This is a genomic window from Candidatus Baltobacteraceae bacterium, assembly GCA_035502855.1.
Classification (GTDB): domain Bacteria; phylum Vulcanimicrobiota; class Vulcanimicrobiia; order Vulcanimicrobiales; family Vulcanimicrobiaceae; genus Aquilonibacter.
Window position 1 is genome coordinate 31,243 of record DATJTX010000009.1, and the last position, 20,089, is coordinate 51,331.

Annotated in this window: 21 protein-coding genes; 19 read left to right on the forward strand and 2 right to left on the reverse strand. The window is 65.3% G+C overall.

What is annotated here, in order from left to right:
* Positions 1-6 precede the first annotated feature (6 nt).
* From lpxD to VMF11_02090, 16 genes are all read left to right on the forward strand, one after another.
* On the forward strand, positions 7-1,026 hold the full coding sequence (gene lpxD / locus VMF11_02015; GenBank protein HTU69069.1) for a UDP-3-O-(3-hydroxymyristoyl)glucosamine N-acyltransferase: 1,020 nt from the start codon (positions 7-9) through the stop codon (positions 1,024-1,026).
* Complete coding sequence (gene lpxC, locus VMF11_02020; protein HTU69070.1) at positions 1,019-1,828, forward strand: UDP-3-O-acyl-N-acetylglucosamine deacetylase; 810 nt, start codon at positions 1,019-1,021, stop codon at positions 1,826-1,828. The genes lpxD and lpxC overlap by 8 nt, the downstream gene beginning before the upstream one ends.
* Entirely contained in the window at positions 1,821-2,294 is a 474-nt protein-coding gene (fabZ, locus tag VMF11_02025) for a 3-hydroxyacyl-ACP dehydratase FabZ (GenBank protein ID HTU69071.1), read from the forward strand. Before lpxC ends, fabZ begins: the two co-directional genes overlap by 8 nt.
* Entirely contained in the window at positions 2,291-3,058 is a 768-nt protein-coding gene (gene lpxA, locus VMF11_02030) for an acyl-ACP--UDP-N-acetylglucosamine O-acyltransferase (GenBank protein ID HTU69072.1), read from the forward strand. Before fabZ ends, lpxA begins: the two co-directional genes overlap by 4 nt.
* A 131-nt stretch (positions 3,059-3,189) precedes the next feature.
* On the forward strand, positions 3,190-4,308 hold the full coding sequence (locus VMF11_02035) for a hypothetical protein (protein HTU69073.1): 1,119 nt from the start codon (positions 3,190-3,192) through the stop codon (positions 4,306-4,308).
* A complete protein-coding gene (locus tag VMF11_02040; GenBank protein ID HTU69074.1) occupies positions 4,305-5,033 on the forward strand; it encodes a metallophosphoesterase in 729 nt (242 codons plus the stop codon). Before VMF11_02035 ends, VMF11_02040 begins: the two co-directional genes overlap by 4 nt.
* Positions 5,033-6,187 carry a hypothetical protein gene (locus VMF11_02045; protein ID HTU69075.1) on the forward strand — a complete coding sequence of 385 codons (1,155 nt, stop codon included), beginning with the start codon at positions 5,033-5,035 and terminating at the stop codon, positions 6,185-6,187. The genes VMF11_02040 and VMF11_02045 overlap by 1 nt, the downstream gene beginning before the upstream one ends.
* Positions 6,184-7,395, forward strand: a complete 1,212-nt coding sequence (locus tag VMF11_02050) for an O-antigen ligase family protein (protein ID HTU69076.1) — start codon at positions 6,184-6,186, stop codon at positions 7,393-7,395. The genes VMF11_02045 and VMF11_02050 overlap by 4 nt, the downstream gene beginning before the upstream one ends.
* Positions 7,392-7,934, forward strand: a complete 543-nt coding sequence (lptC, locus tag VMF11_02055; GenBank protein HTU69077.1) for an LPS export ABC transporter periplasmic protein LptC — start codon at positions 7,392-7,394, stop codon at positions 7,932-7,934. The genes VMF11_02050 and lptC overlap by 4 nt, the downstream gene beginning before the upstream one ends.
* Positions 7,931-8,677 carry an LPS export ABC transporter ATP-binding protein gene (lptB, locus tag VMF11_02060; protein ID HTU69078.1) on the forward strand — a complete coding sequence of 249 codons (747 nt, stop codon included), beginning with the start codon at positions 7,931-7,933 and terminating at the stop codon, positions 8,675-8,677. The genes lptC and lptB overlap by 4 nt, the downstream gene beginning before the upstream one ends.
* On the forward strand, positions 8,677-9,786 hold the full coding sequence (locus VMF11_02065; protein HTU69079.1) for an LptF/LptG family permease: 1,110 nt from the start codon (positions 8,677-8,679) through the stop codon (positions 9,784-9,786). The genes lptB and VMF11_02065 overlap by 1 nt, the downstream gene beginning before the upstream one ends.
* A complete protein-coding gene (locus tag VMF11_02070) occupies positions 9,783-10,730 on the forward strand; it encodes a DUF3084 domain-containing protein (protein ID HTU69080.1) in 948 nt (315 codons plus the stop codon). Before VMF11_02065 ends, VMF11_02070 begins: the two co-directional genes overlap by 4 nt.
* Positions 10,727-11,137: a hypothetical protein gene (locus VMF11_02075; protein ID HTU69081.1), complete on the forward strand. Its 411-nt coding sequence runs from the start codon at positions 10,727-10,729 to the stop codon at positions 11,135-11,137. The genes VMF11_02070 and VMF11_02075 overlap by 4 nt, the downstream gene beginning before the upstream one ends.
* 79 nt (positions 11,138-11,216) lie before the next feature.
* The gene (locus VMF11_02080; GenBank protein ID HTU69082.1) at positions 11,217-12,269 is read left to right on the forward strand and encodes a hypothetical protein; all 1,053 of its coding nucleotides are present in this window, start codon (positions 11,217-11,219) and stop codon (positions 12,267-12,269) included.
* Positions 12,269-13,090, forward strand: a complete 822-nt coding sequence (locus tag VMF11_02085) for a hypothetical protein (protein ID HTU69083.1) — start codon at positions 12,269-12,271, stop codon at positions 13,088-13,090. The genes VMF11_02080 and VMF11_02085 overlap by 1 nt, the downstream gene beginning before the upstream one ends.
* Positions 13,087-14,115: a glycosyltransferase family 1 protein gene (locus VMF11_02090; GenBank protein HTU69084.1), complete on the forward strand. Its 1,029-nt coding sequence runs from the start codon at positions 13,087-13,089 to the stop codon at positions 14,113-14,115. The genes VMF11_02085 and VMF11_02090 overlap by 4 nt, the downstream gene beginning before the upstream one ends.
* Here VMF11_02090 and VMF11_02095 read toward each other — a convergent pair.
* A complete protein-coding gene (locus VMF11_02095) occupies positions 14,112-14,855 on the reverse strand; it encodes a LuxR C-terminal-related transcriptional regulator (GenBank protein ID HTU69085.1) in 744 nt (247 codons plus the stop codon). The two genes, VMF11_02090 and VMF11_02095, sit on opposite strands and share 4 nt — an antisense overlap.
* A 1,075-nt stretch (positions 14,856-15,930) precedes the next feature.
* Here VMF11_02095 and VMF11_02100 point away from each other — a divergent pair.
* From VMF11_02100 to VMF11_02110, 3 genes are read left to right on the forward strand one after another with little or no spacing between them, the layout of a single operon-like run.
* Positions 15,931-16,488, forward strand: coding sequence for a hypothetical protein (locus tag VMF11_02100; GenBank protein ID HTU69086.1), 558 nt, complete (start codon positions 15,931-15,933; stop codon positions 16,486-16,488).
* Positions 16,472-16,906 carry a hypothetical protein gene (locus VMF11_02105; GenBank protein ID HTU69087.1) on the forward strand — a complete coding sequence of 145 codons (435 nt, stop codon included), beginning with the start codon at positions 16,472-16,474 and terminating at the stop codon, positions 16,904-16,906. Before VMF11_02100 ends, VMF11_02105 begins: the two co-directional genes overlap by 17 nt.
* 54 nt (positions 16,907-16,960) lie before the next feature.
* The gene (locus VMF11_02110) at positions 16,961-19,078 is read left to right on the forward strand and encodes a type II secretion system protein (GenBank protein ID HTU69088.1); all 2,118 of its coding nucleotides are present in this window, start codon (positions 16,961-16,963) and stop codon (positions 19,076-19,078) included.
* Here VMF11_02110 and VMF11_02115 read toward each other — a convergent pair whose 3' ends face one another.
* Complete coding sequence (locus tag VMF11_02115; protein ID HTU69089.1) at positions 19,079-20,053, reverse strand: hypothetical protein; 975 nt, start codon at positions 20,051-20,053, stop codon at positions 19,079-19,081.
* Positions 20,054-20,089 lie beyond the last annotated feature (36 nt).

The window sequence follows — 20,089 nt, forward strand, 5'->3', positions numbered from 1 at the left end:
GACGTCATGTTAGGCACGCTCGCGGATCTGCAGGCGCGCGTCGGCGGACGCGTGATCGGCGACGGAACGGTCGCGATCGCGCGCGTGAGCGCGGTCGCGGACGCGAGCGCCGATGCCTTGACCTTCGCCACCGACGAAAAATTCTACGCCGCGGCGCTGGCGAGCAATGCCGCGGCCGTGCTGGTCGACGCGAGCGTCGCGATCGACACGAGTGCCGCGAGCAAACCGTTGCTGATCGTCGAGAACGCGCGCGCGGCGCTCGCGGCGTTGCTGGCCGCGCTCAAACCGCCGCGTCCGCGCGGCCCCTATCGCGACCCGAGCGCGGTGGTCGACGCGAGCGCGCAGATCGGCGAGAACGTGTACCTCGGCGCGCACAGCTACGTGGGTGCGCGCGCGCGCATCGGGGCCGGCAGTACGCTCTCGCCCGGCGCCTTCGTCGGCGACGACGCGGCGATCGGCGAAGAGACGTGGCTGCAGCCGCGGGCGGTCGTGCACGAACGCTGCGAGGTCGGTTCGCGCGTCGTGCTGCACTCGGGTTGCGTGATCGGCAGCGAGGGTTTCGGCTGGGCCTTCATCGAGGGCCGGCTCGAACGCATTCCGCAGATCGGCAACGTGGTGCTCGAAGACGAAGTCGAGATCGGCGCCAACACCTGCATCGACCGCGCGCAGACCGGCAGCACGCTGATCGGTCTGGGTACGAAGATCGACAACCTGGTGCAGATCGGCCACAACTGCCGCATCGGCAAGCATTGCGCGATCGCGGCGCAAACCGGCTTTGCCGGTTCGACCACGGTCGGTGATTTCGTGAAGATCGCCGGTCAGGTCGGCACGCGCGGGCACATGCACATCGGTTCGGGTTCGACCGTCGCCGGGCAGTCGGGCGTGTGGGGCGACGTGCCCGAGGGCGCGATGATCTCGGGCAATCCCGCGCGCGATCATCGCGAAACGCTGCGCACCGAAGTCAATCTGCGCAAGCTTCCGAAGTTGATCGCGCGGATCGAGGCGCTGGAGAAGAAAGGTGACTAACGCGGCGACGCTGACCGCGCCGCTGCGCTTCGAAGGCGTCGGCCTGCACACCGGCGCCGCCGCGTCGATGGAGATTCACCCGGCGGCGCCCGGCGCGGGCATCGCGTTCGCCGCCGGCGCCGTGCGCATTCCGGCGCTCGTCGACTACGCATCGGAATCGCCCCTCGCAACCGTCATCGGCCGCAACGGAACGACGATCTCGACCACCGAGCACGTGCTCTCGGCCCTGCTCGCACAGGGCGTGAGCGACGCCGAGATCGTCCTCGACGGTCCCGAGGTGCCGATCCTCGACGGCAGCGCGCTGCCGTACGTCGAAGCGCTCGAACGCATCGGCCTGCGCGAGTCGGACGTGCCGCGCCCCCTCTTCGCACCGCACGAGGTGTTCGAGTTTCGCGAGGACGACAAAGCGGTGATCATTTTACCGTCGTCCGCGTTTCGCGTGCGTTTCGTCGGCGACTATCCGCCGCCGATCGGCACGCACTACGTCGACGTGACGGTGACGCCGGCCGTCTACCGCAACGAGATCGCGGCCGCGCGGACGTTCGCGTTTCTGCGCGACGTCGAGGCGATGCGCGCCCAAGGCCTGGCGCGCGGAGGGAGTTTGGAGAACGCATTGGTCTACGACGACGAGGGTCCGATGCAGCCGCTGCAATGGCCCGACGAAGTCGTGCGCCACAAGGTGCTCGATCTGATCGGCGACTTCGCGCTGCTGGGTGCTTGGCCGCAGTGCGAGGTAATTGCGATCAAGAGCGGGCATGCTATGCATGCGCGCGTGATACGCGAATTGAGGAACCGTGGCTGAAATCGACATCCGGCAGATCATGGAGATTTTGCCGCATCGCTATCCGATGTTGCTGGTGGACCGGGTGACCGAGTACACACCCGGAAAGCGGGTCGTCGGATATAAGAACATCACGTTCAATGAGCCGGTCTTCACCGGGCACTTTCCCGGGAACCCGCTCTTTCCCGGCGTGTACATGGTCGAAGCCTTGGCGCAATTGGGCGGAACGGTCGTGCTGGAACCGGGCGAATTCGCGCGCAAGGTTCCGTTTCTCGCCGGCATCGACGGCGCGAAATTCCGCCGCCCGGTCATACCCGGCGATCGCTTGATGATGGAGGTCGTCCTCAAAAATCACAAGCGGAACATTTTTTGGGTTCACGCCGAAGCCAAGGTCGACGATCAGCTCGCGTGCGCCGCCGAGCTGACGTTCTCGATCGCGCCGGATCCGCGCGGCTTCAGCCTCGACGCGGCGGTACTCCATCCATGATTCATCCAACGGCGATCGTTCATCCGAACGCGAAAGTGGTGCGCGGCATCGAGATCGGCCCGTACTGCGTGGTCGGCGAGAACGTCTCGATCGGCAAGGGCACGGTGCTGCAGGCGCACGTCGTGGTCAACGGTTGGACGGAGATCGGCGAAGATTGTGAGATCTATCCGTTCGCAACGATCGGTGCATCCTCGCAAGACCGCAAGTACACCGGCGAGCGCTCCTTCACCAAGATCGGCAACCGGACGGTGCTGCGCGAATATTGTTCGATTCAGCGCGCAACCGGTGAAGATCAGGTAACGGCCGTCGGCGACGATTGCTTGCTGCTCGCCTACACGCACATCGCGCACAATTGCATCCTGGGCAACGGCGTCACCATGTCCAACCTCGCGCAACTCGCGGGCCACGTGGAGGTGGGCGATTTCGTGACGATCGGCGGTCAAGCGGGCGTGCACCAGTTTACGCGCATCGGACGCTACGCGATGGTGGGCGGGGCGAGCAAGATCACCAAAGACGTGCCGCCGTTCTTTCTGATCGAAGGAAATCCGGCCGAGCCGTACGGACTCAACTCGGTCGGACTGCGGCGCGCCGGCTTCACCGTCGAAGAGCGCAACGAGATCAAGAAGTTCTACAAGATCCTCTACAACCCCAAACTCAACGTTTCGCAGGCCGTCGAGTCGATGAAGGCCGAAGCCTCGAGCGAGCCGGGTCGCGAGTTGGTCGCGTTTCTCGAAGGCCCCTCGCAACGCGGCATTTTGAAATAACTGACGTGCAATGATGAGCATAGTGATTCGTCATCCCGAGCGTAGTGAGCGCAGCGAGCGGAGTCGAAGGACCGCCGCAACGCCGATCCCTCGACTTCGCTCGCTGCGTTTGCGACGCTCGGGATGACGAGGTGCGGTACTTTTTTTCAACCGGTGAAGCCTCGGGCGAACTAAACGCCGTGCTGCTGGCGCGGGCGATTCGCGCCCACGATCCGCAGGCGCGCTTCGAAGGCATCGGTGGCGAGCGGATGCGCGCCGACGGATTTACGCTTTGGCGCGATCACACCGGCTGGGCGAGCATGGGGCCGCTGGCGGCGGTTCCCCGCATTCCCAAACTCTTGCTCACGATGTGGCGCACGGCGCGGCACCTGGCCGCGGTGAAACCCGATCTGATCGTGCTGGTCGATTTCGGCGCGTTCAACATGCGCCTGGCCAAGACGCTGCGCACCCGGCTGCGGTACGGCGGCCCGATCATGTACCTCTTTCCTCCCGCAACCTGGCTGGACAAGGTCAGCGTCGCGACCGCGGTGAGCACGATGACGGTGCCGGTGACGGCCTTCGCGCATCAGTATGAATTCTACAAATCGCACCGGATGCCGATCATGTTCTTCGGTCATCCGCTCACCTCGCAGTACGAACCGCGCCCGCCGCGTCCGGCCCCGCCACGCGACGGCGGCACGATCGCGCTCCTGCCGGGCAGCCGCGCCGGCGAGCTGCGCCATCACGTGCCCGCGCTGCTCGGCGCGCTCAAAATTCTGCGCACGGCGCGCCCGAATCTGCACGCGGTCTTCGGTGCGGCCGACGCGCCGGGCGAGCGCGCCCTGCGGCGCGCGATCGAGCGCGCGCGGCTGCGCAACGTGACGGTCACCCGCGGCGTAGCCGGCGCGGTCGCCGATGCGGACGCGGCGTTCGTCGCGTCGGGAACCGCGGTGCTGGAAACCGTGCTGATCGGCGTGCCGTCGATCGCGCTCTACGTCATCGATCGCGTGCTGGTCAAACACGCGCGCAGCATCTACGCGGGCCGCTTTATCACGCTGCCCAATCTCGTGCTCGAGCGCGAGCTCGTTCCGGAGCTGCTTCAGGACGATGCGACGCCGCAGCGTCTCGCCGACACGATGGAAGCGCTGCTGCGCGACCCCGGCGCGCAGTACGCGCAGTTCGCGCAGGTACGCGAACGGCTCGGCCCGCGCAGCGCACTCGACGATTGCGGCAAGTTCGCGATCGCGCTGGCAAAAGCCGGTGCGCGATGATCCGGCTCTACCACACCTCGGATCTGCACGATCATCGCGGCTTCGCACCGCGCCTGCGCGCCTTGCGCGACGAACGGCCGGGCTTGCTCTTCGATTGCGGCGATTCGCTGCGCGGCAGCCAGACCGTGTACCACCGGCGCGAACCGATCATCGAAGAGATCGACGAGGCCGGTTACGACGCGCAAGCGATCGGCAATCGCGAGTTCCACTACCTCTTTGCGCTGCTGCGCGCGCGCGCGGACTCGATGCGTCATCCGCTGGTGTGCAGCAACCTGCTCGATGCCAAGGAGCGGCAGCTGCCGTTCGCGCGCTCGATGGTTATGCGGGTCAACGACGTCACCGTCCACATCGCGGGCTTGCTCATCATGCAGTATCCGCAGGGGAGTCCGTGGCAGCGCGTTTTCGGCTGGCGCTTTCTCGATCCGTGGGACGCGGTTGCGCCGATTGCCGAGCGCGTTCCCGACGGCGAGCTCTTGCTCGTGCTCTCGCACGTGGGGTTGCGCCTCGACCGCGAGCTGGCGCGGCGCGTGCCGCGGATCGATCTGATTCTGGGCGGGCATAGCCACGACACGCTCTTCGCACCGGAGGTGGTGAACGGCGTGCCGATCGTGCACGCGGGGCCGTACGGCCAATTCGTCTCGCGCACCGAACTCGCGTACGATCAGGCGCGCCGGCGCTTCGCGATCGCCGATTTCGCGCTCGTGCCGCTGCTCGGCGCCCCCTAATGGCGCGCATTCTGTTCGTGACCAACGGGCACGGCGAGATCGCGATCGCCGACCGGATCGCGCGCGACGTGCGTTCGCTCGCGCCGGAGATCGAGATCGATCACCTGCCGCTGGTGGGAGAGAGCCGCGCGTACTTCATGAACGAAGTGGGCCCGCGGCAGGCGATGCCCAGCGGCGGGCTCATCGCGATGGGGAACCTGTCGAACATTCTGCGCGATCTGCGCGGCGGGCTGCTTGCGCTCACGCTCGCGCAGCGGAAATTTTTGGTACGCGTGCGCGGACGCTACGCCCTCGCGGTGGCGATCGGAGATGCCTTCGCGCTGCTGATGACGCTCGCGACGCGGGTGCCGGCGGTCTACGTGGGAACGGCGAAAAGCGTGCGCGTTGCGCCGTACGGAGCGTTCGAACGGCGCGTGCTGCGCCGTGCGGACGTCGTCTTCGTGCGCGACGAGCCCACCGCGGAACGTTTGCGCGCGCAGGGCGTCGATGCGCGCGCACCCGGCAACGTGATCGTCGATCTCTTCGGCGAACGCGACGATCCCCGCGCGGATGCGGTGACGGAGGGCTTCGATCCGCTGCTGGCCGTCTTTCCCGGCAGCCGCCAGAGCGCGTACCGCGACGCGCAATTCTTGCTCGACGTCGTGCGGCGCGTCGCCGCCGATCGTCCGGGCCTGGGCGCCGTGCTCTCGATCGCGCCGCTGCTCGATGCCGCGCGATTCGCGCGGCACCTCGCGCAGGACGGATGGGAAGTCGAAGACTCCGCCGACGTGCGCATGCCGTTCGTACTGCGCGATCGCGGACGCGCGCTCGCACGCGCGTGGCGCGGCGAGATCGGACCGTTGCTCGCGCGCGCGGCACTGGTGATCGGGCAGGCCGGCACCGCCAACGAAGCAGCGGCCGCGGCGGGCGTGCCGGTGATCGCGTTCGAACGCGACCGCGATCGGAAAACGGCGTGGTACCGCATGCGCCAGCATGGTTTGCTTGGCGATGCGTTGTTGGTGTTGCCCGGCGATCCGGTGCGCGCTGCCGCCGGCGTTGCGGCATTGCTCGACGACGCGCCGCGGCGCGCGCGCATGGGTGCGCTCGGGCGCGAGCGCATGGGTCCCGCGGGCGGCGCGCAGGCGATCGCGCGAACGATCGTGGAGCTAACGTGAGCGCTTTCGATCGGCTGCAAGCGAGCGCGAACGCGATTGCCTTTGCGTGCATTCCGTTCTTTCCGAGCTTCATCACCCTCACCAACGTCGCGTTTCCCGGCATCTCGATCGTGCCGGTGCCGCTGGCGCTGGTGCTGCTCGGGGCGATGCTCGCTCTGGCGGTCGTGGCCTCGTTCGCGCTCGCGAGCCCGCCGCGGCGAAAACCCGCGCTGTTCTATCCACTGCTCGTCTGGTTGGGGACGTGCGTGCTCGCGCTGGTGCTCGGTTTGAATCAGCGCGACGGCAGCGTCTTCGTTGCGATCTTGGCGCTCTCGATGATCTGGCACGCGCACATCGATCGTTTTTACGAACGGCCGGCGGTCGCGCGCGCGATCTGGTGGTCGTATCTGCTCTCCGGTACGGCGGCGGCGCTGGCCGCGATCGCGATGGTGGTGCTGCGCGTGCCCGCCGCGCAGTACACGATCGCCAACGGCCGCGCGGTGGGAACCTTCGTGCTTCCGGGAGAGCTGGCAGGCTATTTGATCTTCTTTCTGCCGATCGCTTATGCGCTGGCGCGAATCGCGCAGGGCGCGGCGCTGCGCGTGCTGGGGTGGATTGCATGCGGCGCCGGTTTGCTCGCGATGATCTTGACGTTCTCGCGCACGGGTTGGGTAGGGTTGGCGGCCGGAATCGCATTTCTGATCGTGATGCGTTCGCGCACCGGACGAGCGCGGTTCGTCCAGGGCGCGGCGATTCTGGCGGCGACGCTCGCGATCGTGCTGATGCTCTTCAACGAGCATCACAATCCGAGCGAAAATTACACGCGGCTTTCGATTTGGCAGGCGGCGATCGGCGTGATCGAGCGGTTTCCGCTCACCGGCGTCGGCCCGTTCGGCTTCTCGAAGATCTATCCGCTGGTGCGTTTGCCCGACGGCGACGTAACCGCGTTTCACGCGCACAGCATGTATCTGACTTTTCTCGCAGAGCTGGGGATCGTGGGATTCCTGGCCTTTGGCTGGGTGATGTGGAGCTTTGCGCGCGAATGGTTCCGGCGTTTACGCGCTGCGCCGGCGCACGCCGAGCTGCTCACCACCGCGATTGCGGCGGGAGTTGCCGGTGCGCTCGTGCAAGGGCTGATCGACACCGTGAGCGTCGTGATCTTCGGCCTGCTGCTTCCCATGCTCGCGCTCGCACTCGCGAGCGCGCGCAGCGGCACGGCCGGCGCATGACGCGGCGCATCGTTGCGGCTCTCGCGCTCGCGCTGCTCGCCGGATGCAATCCGAGCGTGCAAAACAACGCGACGCCCACTCCCAGCCCGAACCCAACATCGAGCGCGCTCTCGCTCAAGATCAGCGGCCACGGCACCGCGAAGCAGCCGGTGCGCATCGTCGAGCAAACGGCTAAGAGCGACCGGGTACAATACGATCTGCTGGCGACTTCGTACGTGACCATCGGGTCCGAGGGCAATACGCGTGCCGACTTCAAGCACGTCCACATCACCTTTCACGGAAAGGACGGCTCGATGCTGATCGCCGACGCGCCGCAAGCGATTCTCGACCAGGTGTCGAATACGATCGAACTGGTCGGGGGCGTGCACGCCCACAATAACGCCGGCTCGACGCTGGCGTGCGATACCCTGCGCTACGACCACCGCACGGAGATGATCTACGGCTCGGGACACGTCGCGATTACCGGCCCGGGCGGATTCCATGCGACCGGGAATCGCTTCGAATCGAATATTTCGCTGACTCACACAGTAATGCAATGAACGAAAACGGCAGTCGAATCAAACTTCGCGGGCTGGTGAAGACGTACGGTGAGCGCACGGTCGTGAGCGGCGTGAGCGCCGAGGTGCATCAAAGCGAAGTGGTCGGGTTGCTCGGGCCCAACGGCGCGGGTAAGACGACGACGTTCTACATGGTGGTGGGGTTGGTCAAACCCGACGGCGGCAGCGTGGTGCTCGAACGGGACGGGAGCGAGCTCGAGCTCTCGAGCGAACCGATGTATCAACGCGCGCGCAACGGTATCGGCTACCTCGCCCAGGAGAATTCGATCTTCCGCAAGCTCTCGGTCGCCGACAACATCCGGTTGATCTGGGAACAGAACGGCGTCTCGCGCGCCGACCAAAACCGCCGCCTGCCGATCCTGCTCGAAGAATTCGGCCTGCGCAAGCTCACCCACGCTCGCGGGGACTCGCTTTCGGGCGGCGAACGGCGGCGCGTCGAGATCGCGCGCGCGATCGCGATGGAGCCCGCGTTTCTCTTGCTCGACGAACCGTTCACCGGCATCGATCCGATCGCGGTGGCCGACATTCAAGCGATGATCCGCCAGCTGCGCGACCGCGGCATCGGAATTTTGATCACCGATCACCAGGTGCGCGAGACGTTGGCGATCGTGGACCGCGCGTACATCATGAACAACGGCCGCATCGAAGTCTCGGGAACCGCGCACGAAGTGCTCGAGTCGCCGATCGCGCGCACCTTCTACTTGGGCGAGGGTTTCCGGCTGTAGTGTTGCGGCTCTCGATTCTCGATCGCTACATGCTCACGGAACTCGGCGGACCGTTCGTCTTCGGGCTCTCGGCGTTCACGCTGATCTTCGCGGCGACGCAGTTGCTCGCGATCGGGCGCCTGGTTTCGAACGATCACGTGCCGCTCTGGCCGGCGATCGAGATCTTCGTCTGGAGCCTGCCCGCCTACATGGGACTGGTGTTTCCGATGGCGCTGTTGCTCGGAACGCTGCTCGCGATTCAGCGCCTCTCGGGCGACAGCGAGCTGACGCCGATCAAGGCGGGCGGCATCAGCTTCACGCGCGTCACGATTCCGCTGCTCGCGGCGGGCGTGGTGATGTCGTTCGTGACGTTTTGGGTGCAAGAGATCGTGACGCCGTACGCCGCCGACCAGGTCTCGCAGATCGAAGACGCGGTGATCAGCGGGGCAAGTCCGTTTAATCGCGACCTCACCGTACAAGCGCCCTTACCGGGCGGCGGCAAGCAGATTACGATTGCCACGTCCTACGAGAAACATTCGCAGGCGCTCTTGGGCGTCACGTTGATTCAATACGACCGCAACAACGTTCCGACGCAGATCGTCTTTGCCGATCGTGCCGACTTTACGGCCGACAAATGGCAGCTCGAAAATGCGAGCCTGTATCGCTTCAATCCCGACGGGACGCTGATCTCCGAGCCGCGCGTCGCGCAGCAGCAGGTCGAACTGGGCGAGAAGCCAACGGACATCGTCAAACGCTTGAGCCAGGACGATCCTGAGAACATGAGCCGTGCGGAGATCGCCGACATCGTGCACTCCGGTCAGCTGACGCCGGTCGAGTTGCGCAAGTATGTGACGACCTATCAAGAAAAGCTCGCGCAGCCTTTCGCGTGCTTCGTGTTCGTGCTGATCGCGATCCCCTACGGCGTGCGCGCCGCGCGCAGCGGCGGCGGCACCAGCGTCGGCTTCGGCCTGGCGCTCTTGATCGCGTTCGTGTACTACATCGTACTCACGGTATTCTCGTTCGTCTCGGAAGCGAACGTCTCGCTTGCGTGGCTGTGGGCGTGGATGCCGAACATCATCTTCACCGTGATCGGCGTGCTGCGCTTGCGCCGTGCGGCCGTGTCGGTATGACCTGGGTCGATTTCACCCGCGGCACCGGAACCGTGCTGCTGATCATGGCGGTCGCGGGCGCAATTGCCTACGTCGGGGATCGCGTCGGGCATCAGGTCGGGCGGCGCCGGCTCACGCTCTTCGGCATTCGTCCGCGCTACACGTCGACGATCGTGGCGATCGGAACCGGCATGCTGATCGCGCTGGTCGTGACGATCGTTGCGCTTTTGGCTTCGCGCGAAGTGCGCACGGCGTTCTTCCGGATGAATCAGATCAGCACGCAGATCGCGCAGCTGCAGGCGCAGCAGCGCGACCTCGAAGCCAAGGTCAACACCGGCGAACTGGTGGTGCCGGTGAACGCGCTGATGGTTCCGTTCTTCACCAAGATCAAGCAGGGCGAGCCGATCGATCAACGCCTGGCGCAGATCAAGGCGTTCTATACCGGCGCGGTCGCGTGGATCAACCAAAACTGGGCGACGCGCGGCTTGCGCCGCTACGTCCCGCCGCCGGGCATCGACAAGACGCTGACGCAAGAATTCGGCGCGCCGCGCGTGACCACCGCGTCGCTCGCAGGCGATCTGCTGATGTTCGTGACCGCGCCGCAGAATCTGTATCGCAATGACACGATCCACTTCGAGTTGAACCTGATTCCCGATTCGCTGCGGGTGAAAAAGGGCGGCGTCATCCAGTCGCTGGTGATTCCGGGCAACGCGCACGCCGATCCCCAACTCGCGATCAACGAACTCGAGCAGGCTGTGGCGAGCGTCGCGCGCACGCAGTTGAAGCTGCCGCCGTTCCTTTCCGACAACGTGCAGGTCGTGCAGGGCTATCCCTCGCTCGACGTGATGGCCAAAGAGCTCGCGAGCGGAAGCGGTAACTACGTGATGACCGCGTTCGCCGCCGAGGACATCTACCCGCACGTGGGCGGGATTCCCATCGTCGTCACGCTGACGTCGGCCAAGTGAAGGTTCTCGGCGTCGATCCCGGCACGCGCAAGATCGGTTTCGCCGTCGTGGACGCCGACGGGCAGACCGTCGATCTGGGCATCGAGGCGATCGAGGGGTTCGCGCAGCGCGCCCGCGACCTGATAAAACGCTGGGAATTCACTGCGGTCGCGGTGGGAACCGGCACGAACGCGCACGCGCTGATGGGGGATTTGGCCGGGCTCGGGGTTCCGGTGATTTCCGTCGACGAACGGGAAACGACGCTGCGGGCGCGCTCGTTATACTTCGCGGACCATCCACCACGGGGCTGGCGGCGGCTGATACCGCTGGGGATGCAGCTGCCCCCGCGGCCGATCGACGACTACGCGGCGGTGCTCATCGCTCGCCGCTTCTTAGCTGACGGAGGCAACCCCGGGTTTCGGGTATAACTGAAACGTCCGCCCTTTTCAGACGATATTAATAGTCGCCTGCGGCAAATGGGTGGACGCCGCAGCTGACGGAGGGATCATGCGCCGCTGGCTCTGCACGCTGCAGATCGGGGTACTCATCGCGGTACTCTGGCCGGGCGTTGCCTCCGCGTCGTTGAACGGCTTCGACCCGCAGCCCGTCGATCTCTCGGCGCAACTCTTCGCACGCTGTTTCGGCGAATCGACCGATCGCCTCGCATCATACGATGCGGTCGACGGCGATACGCTCGCGGAAACGCCGCTGCGCGAGTTGGCCTTCCGCGTTGAAGACATCGTGCCGGCCGCGCCGCCCGCTGCCGCGGTGCAACTGCCGACGCCGGCGATCGGCATCGCCGATGCCGCCTTCGCGGCGCCCGTGCAAACTGCATCGATCCCCGCGATCAGCACCCAGTTGCGCGTTCCGGCGGTTGCGTACTATCAAGACGTTGCCCCGGTGCCGACCGACGCGCCGGCCACACACCGCTTCGATCTCTCGGGCCTGCACGTGGACGCGACGCAGGCGTTCACGGCGGCCAGCTTCGGTGCGGCGACCCCGAGCACACTGTCTGAGGGCTTGCAGATTCCGCTGCGCGTTGGACACGTGCAGTTTGCGCCGCACGCCGAAGCCGGAACGACGACGCTCGGCGCCGGAGCGACGCTCGACGTGCGCGCCGGTAAGCGCGATCTGGGCGTCGATCTCTCGAGCGCCCTCACCCACTCCACGCTGAGCGCACCGGAATTTTCGGCGACGAGCACGAGCGGAACTTCGCCGTTGCTCGGCCTGACCGGCAGCAATCTTCCGGTCTTCGTGCCGGCGTATGCGGACGTGAGCACGCACACGCTTTCGACCGGCCTCACCGTTCCGGTGACGCGCTCGCTAACCGCGAATCTGCAGTACGATCAACAGCATTTGCTCGGCGCGTACGGCGCTCCGGGTATTTCGAATCTCGATGCGAACAACACGATCTACGGCGCGCAGCTCACGTTCAATCTGCCGCGCAGCTCGAGCGCGATCTCGCTCTCGACGCGCCAGTATCGCTATCAGGACAACATCGTTCCGGCGAATGCGCTGACGCAAACCAACACGAACCTCAACTTCACGATCAAGTTCTAGTGCCGCTGCTGCCGCGCGCGATCGTCGGCGCCGTCGTTCTGTGCGTCGCGATCGCTCTCGCGCTGATTCAATTCGCCTCGGATGCGCTCTATGCGCGCGCGGCGCCGCATGCGCCGGTTGCGCACATTCCGGTCGGCTTCGGAGTGCGCGTCTATCGCGCGCTCGACGCGATCGCGCCGCAAGGCTTCGTGGAGGACGCGCTCGGAATGAACGCGCTCGAGCAGGGCGACGCGGCGGCGGCGCAGCGCTATGCGCTGCGGATGCCGCCTGGGCCGCGCCGCGACGAATTGCTGGCGCAGATCGCGCAGGCGCAAGGTCAGGACGCGCTGGCACGGCAGTATTATTTTGCCGCCGCGGACGTTGAGGCGATGCAGCGCGAGATCATGGCGCTGGCGCAGACCGACCAGCCGGCTGCGCTGAAATTGGAAAGCGCGTTTCGCGAGCGCCTGATTGCGCTCGGAACCCATCCCGATGCGGTGGCGCAGTCATATGCGATCAGCGGAGGGATCGAGGGGTGGCGGCATCACTACGCCGCGGCCTTCGCGCTGAACGAGCGCGCGCTCGCGCTCGCACCGCTGAACGTGGGATATGTTTTGTTGGCGGCTAACAGTGCCTACGATGGACATGACGACGCTACCGCACGCCGCCTCTTCCGGCGCGGCATCGTGATCGATCCGCGCTGCGGCAATTGCTACGCCGGTTTGGGATTGCTGGCGATCCGCGAAGGGAATCGCGCGCAAGCGCAGGCCGATTTGGCGCGCGCGCTGACGGTCGATCCGCACGCGCAGGAGATTGCCGCGCTGGAGCGCGCGGTGCGGTGAAAGTAGCGATCGATGCGCAGTTGGCCGTCGGTACGGCCACCGGCATCGGCGAGTATGTGCGCGGCTTGGTCGATGCGCTGCGCGCCGGCGGGCTGGACGTGGTCGAACTCTCCGATCCCAAACTCGATCCGTGGCGCTTCGACCGGCGCGTGGTGTGGGATCAGATCGTGCTGCCGCAGCGCGTGCGTCAGGTTCAGGCCGACGTCATGCACTGCGCTTCCGGAACGGTTCCGCTGGGCCTTGCGATTCCGTACGTCGTGACCGTGCACGACGTGGCTTGGCTGCGCGTGCAGGCGCACGCGCGTCCGTACGCGCGCTACTATTTTGGCCGGTTTTCGATGGATCGCTACCGGCACGCCAGCGCGATCGCGGTCGACTCGGCCTTCTCGCGCGACGAACTGCTGGAAGCGGCGCGGCAACTCGATCCAAATCTGGTTCGCGTCGTCTACCCCGGCGTCGCACGCGATTACTGCGAGCTGGAGCGGCGCGGCGGCGACGGCGTGACGATTCTCGCGATCGGCACGGTTGAGCGGCGCAAGAATCTCGAGGTGCTGATCGAGGCGCTAGCGTTTCTGCCGAAGGCGCGTCTGGTGTCGGTGGGGCCGTATACGCCGTACCAGGACGAATGCGAAGGCATCGCGCGCGTGCTCGGCGTGCGCGAGCGGGTGGAATTTCGCGGTTACATCCCGCGCGAGGAATTGCTGGAACTGTGCGCCCGTGCCGCGGTGGTGGCGGTTCCCTCGACGTACGAAGGCTTCGGCTATGCGGCGGCGCAGGCACTGTGCGCCGGCATTCCGGCGGTCGTGTCGGATCAGGCATCGCTGCCCGAGATCGTGGGCGCCGACGCGCAGGTGGTGCCGGTCGGGAGCATTCAGGGATGGGTGGAGGCGCTGGGCGCGGCGCTGCGCGGTGAGGATGATGCGCGCGCGGCAGCCGGACGCGAAGGGGCGATCGCGCGCTTTACGTGGAGCAAGAGCGCGCGCGACATGCGCGCGGCGTACGAGTTGGCCTTCGCCTCGCGTTAGGCGGCGCTGTTCGACTCGAGGAAGAGGCGGACGAGTTCCGAGCGGTTCCCGATATTCAGGATCTTGTTGATGTGCTTGATGTGGACGCGAACCGTGCCCTCGGCCATCCCGAGCGTCTCGCCGATCTCGCGCGCGGTCTTGCTGCTGGAGACGAGCAGGTCGGCGACTTCGCGCATGCGTCCGCGGATGCGCGAAATCGGCGCGGTAAGCCGCTCGTACTGACGCGCCGCCAGCGAACGCGGATACACGGCGGTCAAACGCTCCACCCGTTCGCGCCAGCGCGCACCGCCGCCGAGCTCGACCGCGCGCAACGCGCAGCTCGTCGCCCGGTGGATGTATTTCATTTCTTTGAATATCTTGTAGGCGGCCTGCGCATGCCGCAACGCTTCTTCGCCCTCGGTCAGATGCGAGAGTGCAAACAGCTTGAACGCCTCAGGACGCCGACCATGACCCATAGCTGCCATCCGCGAAACGCTGTTACTTGCAGCGTGCTCGAATAACACGAGAGCGCGTTCGCGATCGGCGCCGAGGACATCCATGGCGCCAAAGACGCCTGTCGCCTCTTCGCCGCGTGCCCGAGCCCAATCGACCTCCGAAAAGCTGTCGAATGCGTTCGTGCACGACGACGCAGCGGACACCGGCTCCCCGATCGCGGCACTTATCCGCGCGCGATCCGCAAAAATCAGACCCCGCCGCATCTCGTCTGGCGCGAGCGCAAAAGTGGCGTCCAAGAGTTGCATAGCGGGAATCCAATCGCCGCGAGTAGCCTTCCGCCATGCAAGTGCGCGCTGCGTGTAAAAGCGGTAAGTGCTCGCCTCGTCGGGCCACTCAATCTCTCCGAGAAGTACTTCTCCGCGTAGGCCCAATTCGCCAAGCTCCACCTCGCGGACGAGGGGCGCGAGGGACTCAGCGATGCGGGCTAGCAGCCCTCGGTCGACATTCTCTTTGAGGGCTAAAGAAAGCGCGTGAAGCTGGTACAGCGCTTGCCTTTCGAACTGCTCACGAAGGCCATCGATCCATGCTCGGGTCATCGCGTAACGGATTCGTTGCTCTGGTGTCTGTGGCAGCGCCTTCGATAGTTCCTCACGAACCGTGTCGGGCGCGTCGTCAATAAAAGCAATGAGCGCGCGCGCGTATGCGACCTCCGCTAATGCCCACTTTGAAGTCGAGGGAAACCACTCTTTACGCGGAAGGTCCAAGGCCGCGAGCGCCGCGTTTTCATGTGCGCGACCGACGGCCGCAAGCTTTTCATTGCCATGCTGCGCAAGCCACGCGCCGAGATTTCGCTTCGCTTCCTGATCACCGCGACGCAGCGCGACCCAAAGACGAACATGTATTGCGTCGGGGTCATCGGGGAACGGCGCCAGCAAAGAATCCACCTCGGCGAAAGCGCCGAGGTGAAAGAGATCCCACGCCCGCGTGACCTCAGCCCTCGAACCCATCAGGGTCGATTTTACGGCTTGGCAGCGCCACCCCTCTGGCATCTGCCAAGTTTGGGCCAAAAAGACTGGTTAGTCCGGCGGTCCTCCCGCGGAGTCAAAGGAGTGCATGTGGCCCGTCACGGGGGTGGCCGGCGCTTGGACGGCGGCATGCGTGGCGGCTCCAGCGGTGCCCCCTAGGAAATGAATCAAAAGGGCCAGGAAAATCGACAGCATCAGGGCTCCTTCCGGAAGAGGGGAGAAGTCGAACTACCCGCACCCGGGTAATGTTTCAGCACTTTTTGCCGATTACTCCTGATCCTGCCATAAAAATCCGAAACGGGCTACTTAAATCTCCGCATGGCGGTGCGTAGGGCCCTTGGCCTACGCTCGTCCCATGGACGAAGAACTGACCCTCCACGAGCTTACTCGTCTGGAGGCCGATCGCAAACTCAAGTCATTGCCGACGGCGGTTCTCGAGACCGCCTGGGTGCGCGAGGCCCAGGTTGAGGCCGTGATCGACGCCGTGCTGGTCGTCGCCCTGAGCAATACCCAGGCGATCGCCCGGGCGAGGCACGCCGGAGAATGGTGCGCCCGCATTGCCGGTGCCCTGCCGTGCGGACCCGATCCGGCCTTTGCCCGCCGCGTGGGGGCTCTGAGCGAGGTCGACCCCGCCGCGCTCGAGCGGATCCCCGAACTACGGCATCTCGCGCCGTACGTGCGTGACTATCAGGCCTACGCGATCGAGGGCGGAGGGAATCCGCGCGCGATGTCGCTGGTGACCTGCGTGGCGCGCGAGTTCGACGAGCGCATCACGCTCGACGAGGACGGCCGCGCACCGTCGCCGCAAGCCGTGCTGGGGATGATGATCGCGCACGCCGACGAGATCACGCGCCCGATCGTCGAAGCTTTGCAAACTGCCGTGCATCCGGTCAGCCATGTCCGAGTCGCTTGATCACGTTGCCGACGAGGCCGAGGATTCCGTCGTGCAGATCGCGCTTGCCAAAGAACTCAAACAGATGGAGTTCGATCGCGTCGATCGCGCGATTCGCACGCAAATCGCCGCCATCGTCAAAGCGGTCACCGTGTACGCGCGTGCCGGACGCCAGCGCGGCGTCACCGACTACGCCGGCTTTCGCGAGGCGATCGATCAGTTGAACGCGCACCTGTTGGGCTGGGAAGTTTCGGCGGCGCTCAAAGACTACCAGGTCGAAGCGCTCTACGACGCGTCGTTTGCACTCAACGCCGCGTGTAAGGCCGGGGCCGCGAAGGCGGCTGCCGAGCCGGATGCGGCGGCGATCAAAGAGTCGTTCGAACGCGGCTGCGAATCATTGCGTAAGTTTTGGGTGAGCATGGGAGAATCCACGACGTAGTCAACGTCGATCCATCGTGGTCGCATTATACGCTGCGCGGGTACTGACCCGAGCATGCGCCGAGGCGAAGCGGGATTCACCTTGCCCGAACTGGTCGTGGCGGTGGCGATCACACTGATCCTGCTCGCAGCCGGCGGCTACTGGATGCTCGCGATGCGCCCGGGCGCACTTCGCAACGCGGTCGACGATTTCGATTCGAACCTCGCCGGCGCCAAGGCGCTGGCGGCCAGCAGCGGCAACGGCGCGACGCTCGTCTTCGCGCCGCAGCCGAACGGACTGACGGGCTTTACGCTGCGCGTCTATTCCGGCCGGCCGAATGCGGCGAATGCGGTGAGCGCAACCAACACGATGGCGGTGAACAGCGGTGCAAGCGTGAGCGAAGCGCACTTCGGCAGTCCGCCGTTTGCGATCTTCTTGAACAGCGCGGGCTATCCGACCGGAACGGCAAATTATCCGGCGCTCGATGCGCACGAGAATCCGACGTTCAATGTGATTGCGCAGCAGCCGCCATGTCCGAGCGGCGGCATCGTGCTCACGTTCACGAGCGCGCAAGGCGTCACGGCGACCCGCACGCTGCCGTGCAATACGACGCTCGACACGGTCGGTGGCACCGATCCGACGCCGACCCCGAACGCACCGCACATCTCGCCGACGTATCTGCTGGCGCACGATACCAGCGATGCGGGCCCGCTGCGCTTCAAAGCGGCCGAGTACGGCTACTACCATTGGTACGCCTCGACGGTAAACGGCGCGCCGTGTCAGACAATCGCCTCGGATACGGGTGCTGCGCCGGCGACGTTCGCGAGCCCGTGGCCGTACGCGCAGCCAAGTCCCGCAAGCCAAGGCGGCGCTGCGCCTTCGCCGCCGGAGTTTGCGCCGTACACGTGGCCGATCGGCGACCCGAACGATCCGCCCGCGTGGTTCTCGCTCTCGCCGGTGTTGCACAACGGCGGCATGTGCACGGTAAGCGTCGCCGATGATTACAGCCAATCGGGAACCGTAACGGTGCAAGTGATGGGCGATCTTACCGCTTCAACGACGTCGGTGCCGGCGATGACGGTGGGCGGCGGCGCGCAGACAATCGGATTCACGAAAACGTTCGACTCGCAGCAGCTGCTGCTCTCGGCCGGCGGACCGTGCCTCGGTGTCGTCAGCGCGACTACGGCGTCGGGCTCGTTTCCGAGCTCGCCGTCGCACACGCCGGCCAATGCGAGCGTGACGATCACACCGGTCGGCGCGGGCAGCTGCACGCTGATCGTGCAGGATCAATACGGCGAACAGATCGCGATCGGTGCGACGGTAAAGAAACCCGATCAGCCCTTCGCAACTTGGCCGGCCTCGCTCGTCGTCGCGACCGGCGGCGGCGCCGTCGCGATGACGTCGAGCGGCGCGCTAGCCTATGAAGGCGGCGATTACGCGCTTGCGCGGGTTGCACCGGCGATCAACGCGCTGTTCGGCGGCGGCATTGCTCGCGCGCAAAGCAGCGTATATACCGGGCCATGTTACGCGCAGGCATTTGCGTCGGGAACGAGCGGCGCCGTTGATACGTCTTTGCCGTCGAGCGTCGCGGGCGCGCTCGGCGTAAGCGTGACAACCGACGGATGCATTTTGAATGGCGCTGCAAGCGCACCATACGGCGGCGCGTCACCAACCGGCGCGATCGTTGCATACGAACCAATCGGAAGCGGACAGACTGGGAATTTCTCCACGACGAACGTGGGCGCTTGCGTTCAACTAGGCTCCTGGAATCCGCCGAGCGCGAGCGGCGAACAGGCTTCGCTTTCGGCGACCGGGCGCACCGCGGGAAGCTGCATCGTTGACCTGTCGGATGGAGTATCGACGCAAACGCCAAAGCCCGATGCTGGACAGGTTTCCCTATCAGTTGTTAATGCATTGTCGTTTACAACAGTGACGTGCACAGGCTTCGTCGATCAAGAAGGCGACCGCGGATGCAGCGTGTCTTGTGAAGGAACGAGCGGAGGCTGCCAGAGCTCGGGTCAGTCAGTCATTTTTCCTTGCAACGGCTTGAATGGCGTTGGTCTATTCGATGTTACTACGGGCGAAGGGACCGATACGACCGGGCTGCAGATCAATCCGGGCCAAAGCATCTCGGTGACCACATCAAGCGACGGAACGGCATTTGTCTCCGCGAGCTCATGCGCGAGCTCCTGATTATGGCCAAGTCGGATGGTTCGGATCGGTGTACGAGCGCGGGTCGATCGTGAGCTCCGCGAATCCCATCGCGCTGACGCTGACGTTTCCATTGTAGCCGAACGGGAGGTATTGCCCGGCGAACCATATCGCCCGCGGATCGGCCGCGTAGTTCATTTGCGAGAGCGTTGTCGAATTGATGTAGCCTGCACAGGATGTTCCCCCGGAACTGTTTATCGCGCCTGTTGAGATCGGATAGGTGCTTGCGCCCACTGTTGCCACTTGCGCGTAGGCATTATTCGCGCGCACATTTTCGAGTAGCCACTCATCGATACTCGATCCAGCCAAATCGTTCTGTGTTCGTTCATATTGCCATGCGATATAGCATGGCATTTCCGTCGTCGCGTCCAGGGTTGCGAGGCGATAATCGCCGTTCGTCTCCCACGATGGCGCGGTATAGCCGGACGGCACGGTTGGCAGCGTAGGCGCCGCCAGCGTTTGATTGCCGCCCGTGAGCGTCACATTATCGTGCACGGTAGCTTGCACCGTGAAACTCACCGGCGATGGCGATGGGCATGGTCCGCCGCAGCTCCCGGGAGGCGTTGTATAGCCCGGTGGAACCGAGGCAACGGCATCGGCCCCGATCACGAGCAGATAGTGCCCGTTCGGAACGTTGTTCAGGGCGAATGTGCCGTTCGGCGCGGTGGTCACTTGCGGCGAGGGCAGCGGCGTCGGGCAGCCGTCGTTTTCGGGCGTGATCGACGTTGCCGGTGAGGGTGTTGGGCCGCACGGCGCCCACGGCATCAACTTCACCGTGACGCCTGCCAGCGGCGAGCCGTTCGCGTCGTTCACCAGCGTGCCGCTCGCGTTGGTCACACCTGGGGTTGCCGACGGCGTGCCGATAGGCGGCGGCACGGTTCCGCCATTGCCACCGCCGCCGCACGCGGCAAGCGCTGCTGCGATGCCAATCGTGCCTGCGATCAAACGCACGTTCATCGGGCCCACACCCCCGTGGGTGCCCAACTTTACGAG

What these genes read in the sequence shown, in the direction of transcription:
- VMF11_02045 (HTU69075.1), top strand. Translation starts at nt 5,033, where the DNA reads ATGGCGCGCATTCTGTTCGTGACCAACGGGCACGGCGAGATCGCGATC.
- lptC (HTU69077.1), top strand. Translation starts at nt 7,392, where the DNA reads ATGACGCGGCGCATCGTTGCGGCTCTCGCGCTCGCGCTGCTCGCCGGA.
- VMF11_02070 (HTU69080.1), top strand. Translation starts at nt 9,783, where the DNA reads ATGACCTGGGTCGATTTCACCCGCGGCACCGGAACCGTGCTGCTGATC.
- VMF11_02100 (HTU69086.1), top strand. Translation starts at nt 15,931, where the DNA reads ATGGACGAAGAACTGACCCTCCACGAGCTTACTCGTCTGGAGGCCGAT.
- VMF11_02115 (HTU69089.1), bottom strand. Translation starts at nt 20,053, where the DNA reads ATGAACGTGCGTTTGATCGCAGGCACGATTGGCATCGCAGCAGCGCTT.
- VMF11_02105 (HTU69087.1), top strand. Translation starts at nt 16,472, where the DNA reads ATGTCCGAGTCGCTTGATCACGTTGCCGACGAGGCCGAGGATTCCGTC.
- VMF11_02080 (HTU69082.1), top strand. Translation starts at nt 11,217, where the DNA reads ATGCGCCGCTGGCTCTGCACGCTGCAGATCGGGGTACTCATCGCGGTA.
- lptB (HTU69078.1), top strand. Translation starts at nt 7,931, where the DNA reads ATGAACGAAAACGGCAGTCGAATCAAACTTCGCGGGCTGGTGAAGACG.
- VMF11_02095 (HTU69085.1), bottom strand. Translation starts at nt 14,855, where the DNA reads ATGCAACTCTTGGACGCCACTTTTGCGCTCGCGCCAGACGAGATGCGG.
- lpxD (HTU69069.1), top strand. Translation starts at nt 7, where the DNA reads ATGTTAGGCACGCTCGCGGATCTGCAGGCGCGCGTCGGCGGACGCGTG.
- VMF11_02110 (HTU69088.1), top strand. Translation starts at nt 16,961, where the DNA reads ATGCGCCGAGGCGAAGCGGGATTCACCTTGCCCGAACTGGTCGTGGCG.
- lpxA (HTU69072.1), top strand. Translation starts at nt 2,291, where the DNA reads ATGATTCATCCAACGGCGATCGTTCATCCGAACGCGAAAGTGGTGCGC.
- VMF11_02040 (HTU69074.1), top strand. Translation starts at nt 4,305, where the DNA reads ATGATCCGGCTCTACCACACCTCGGATCTGCACGATCATCGCGGCTTC.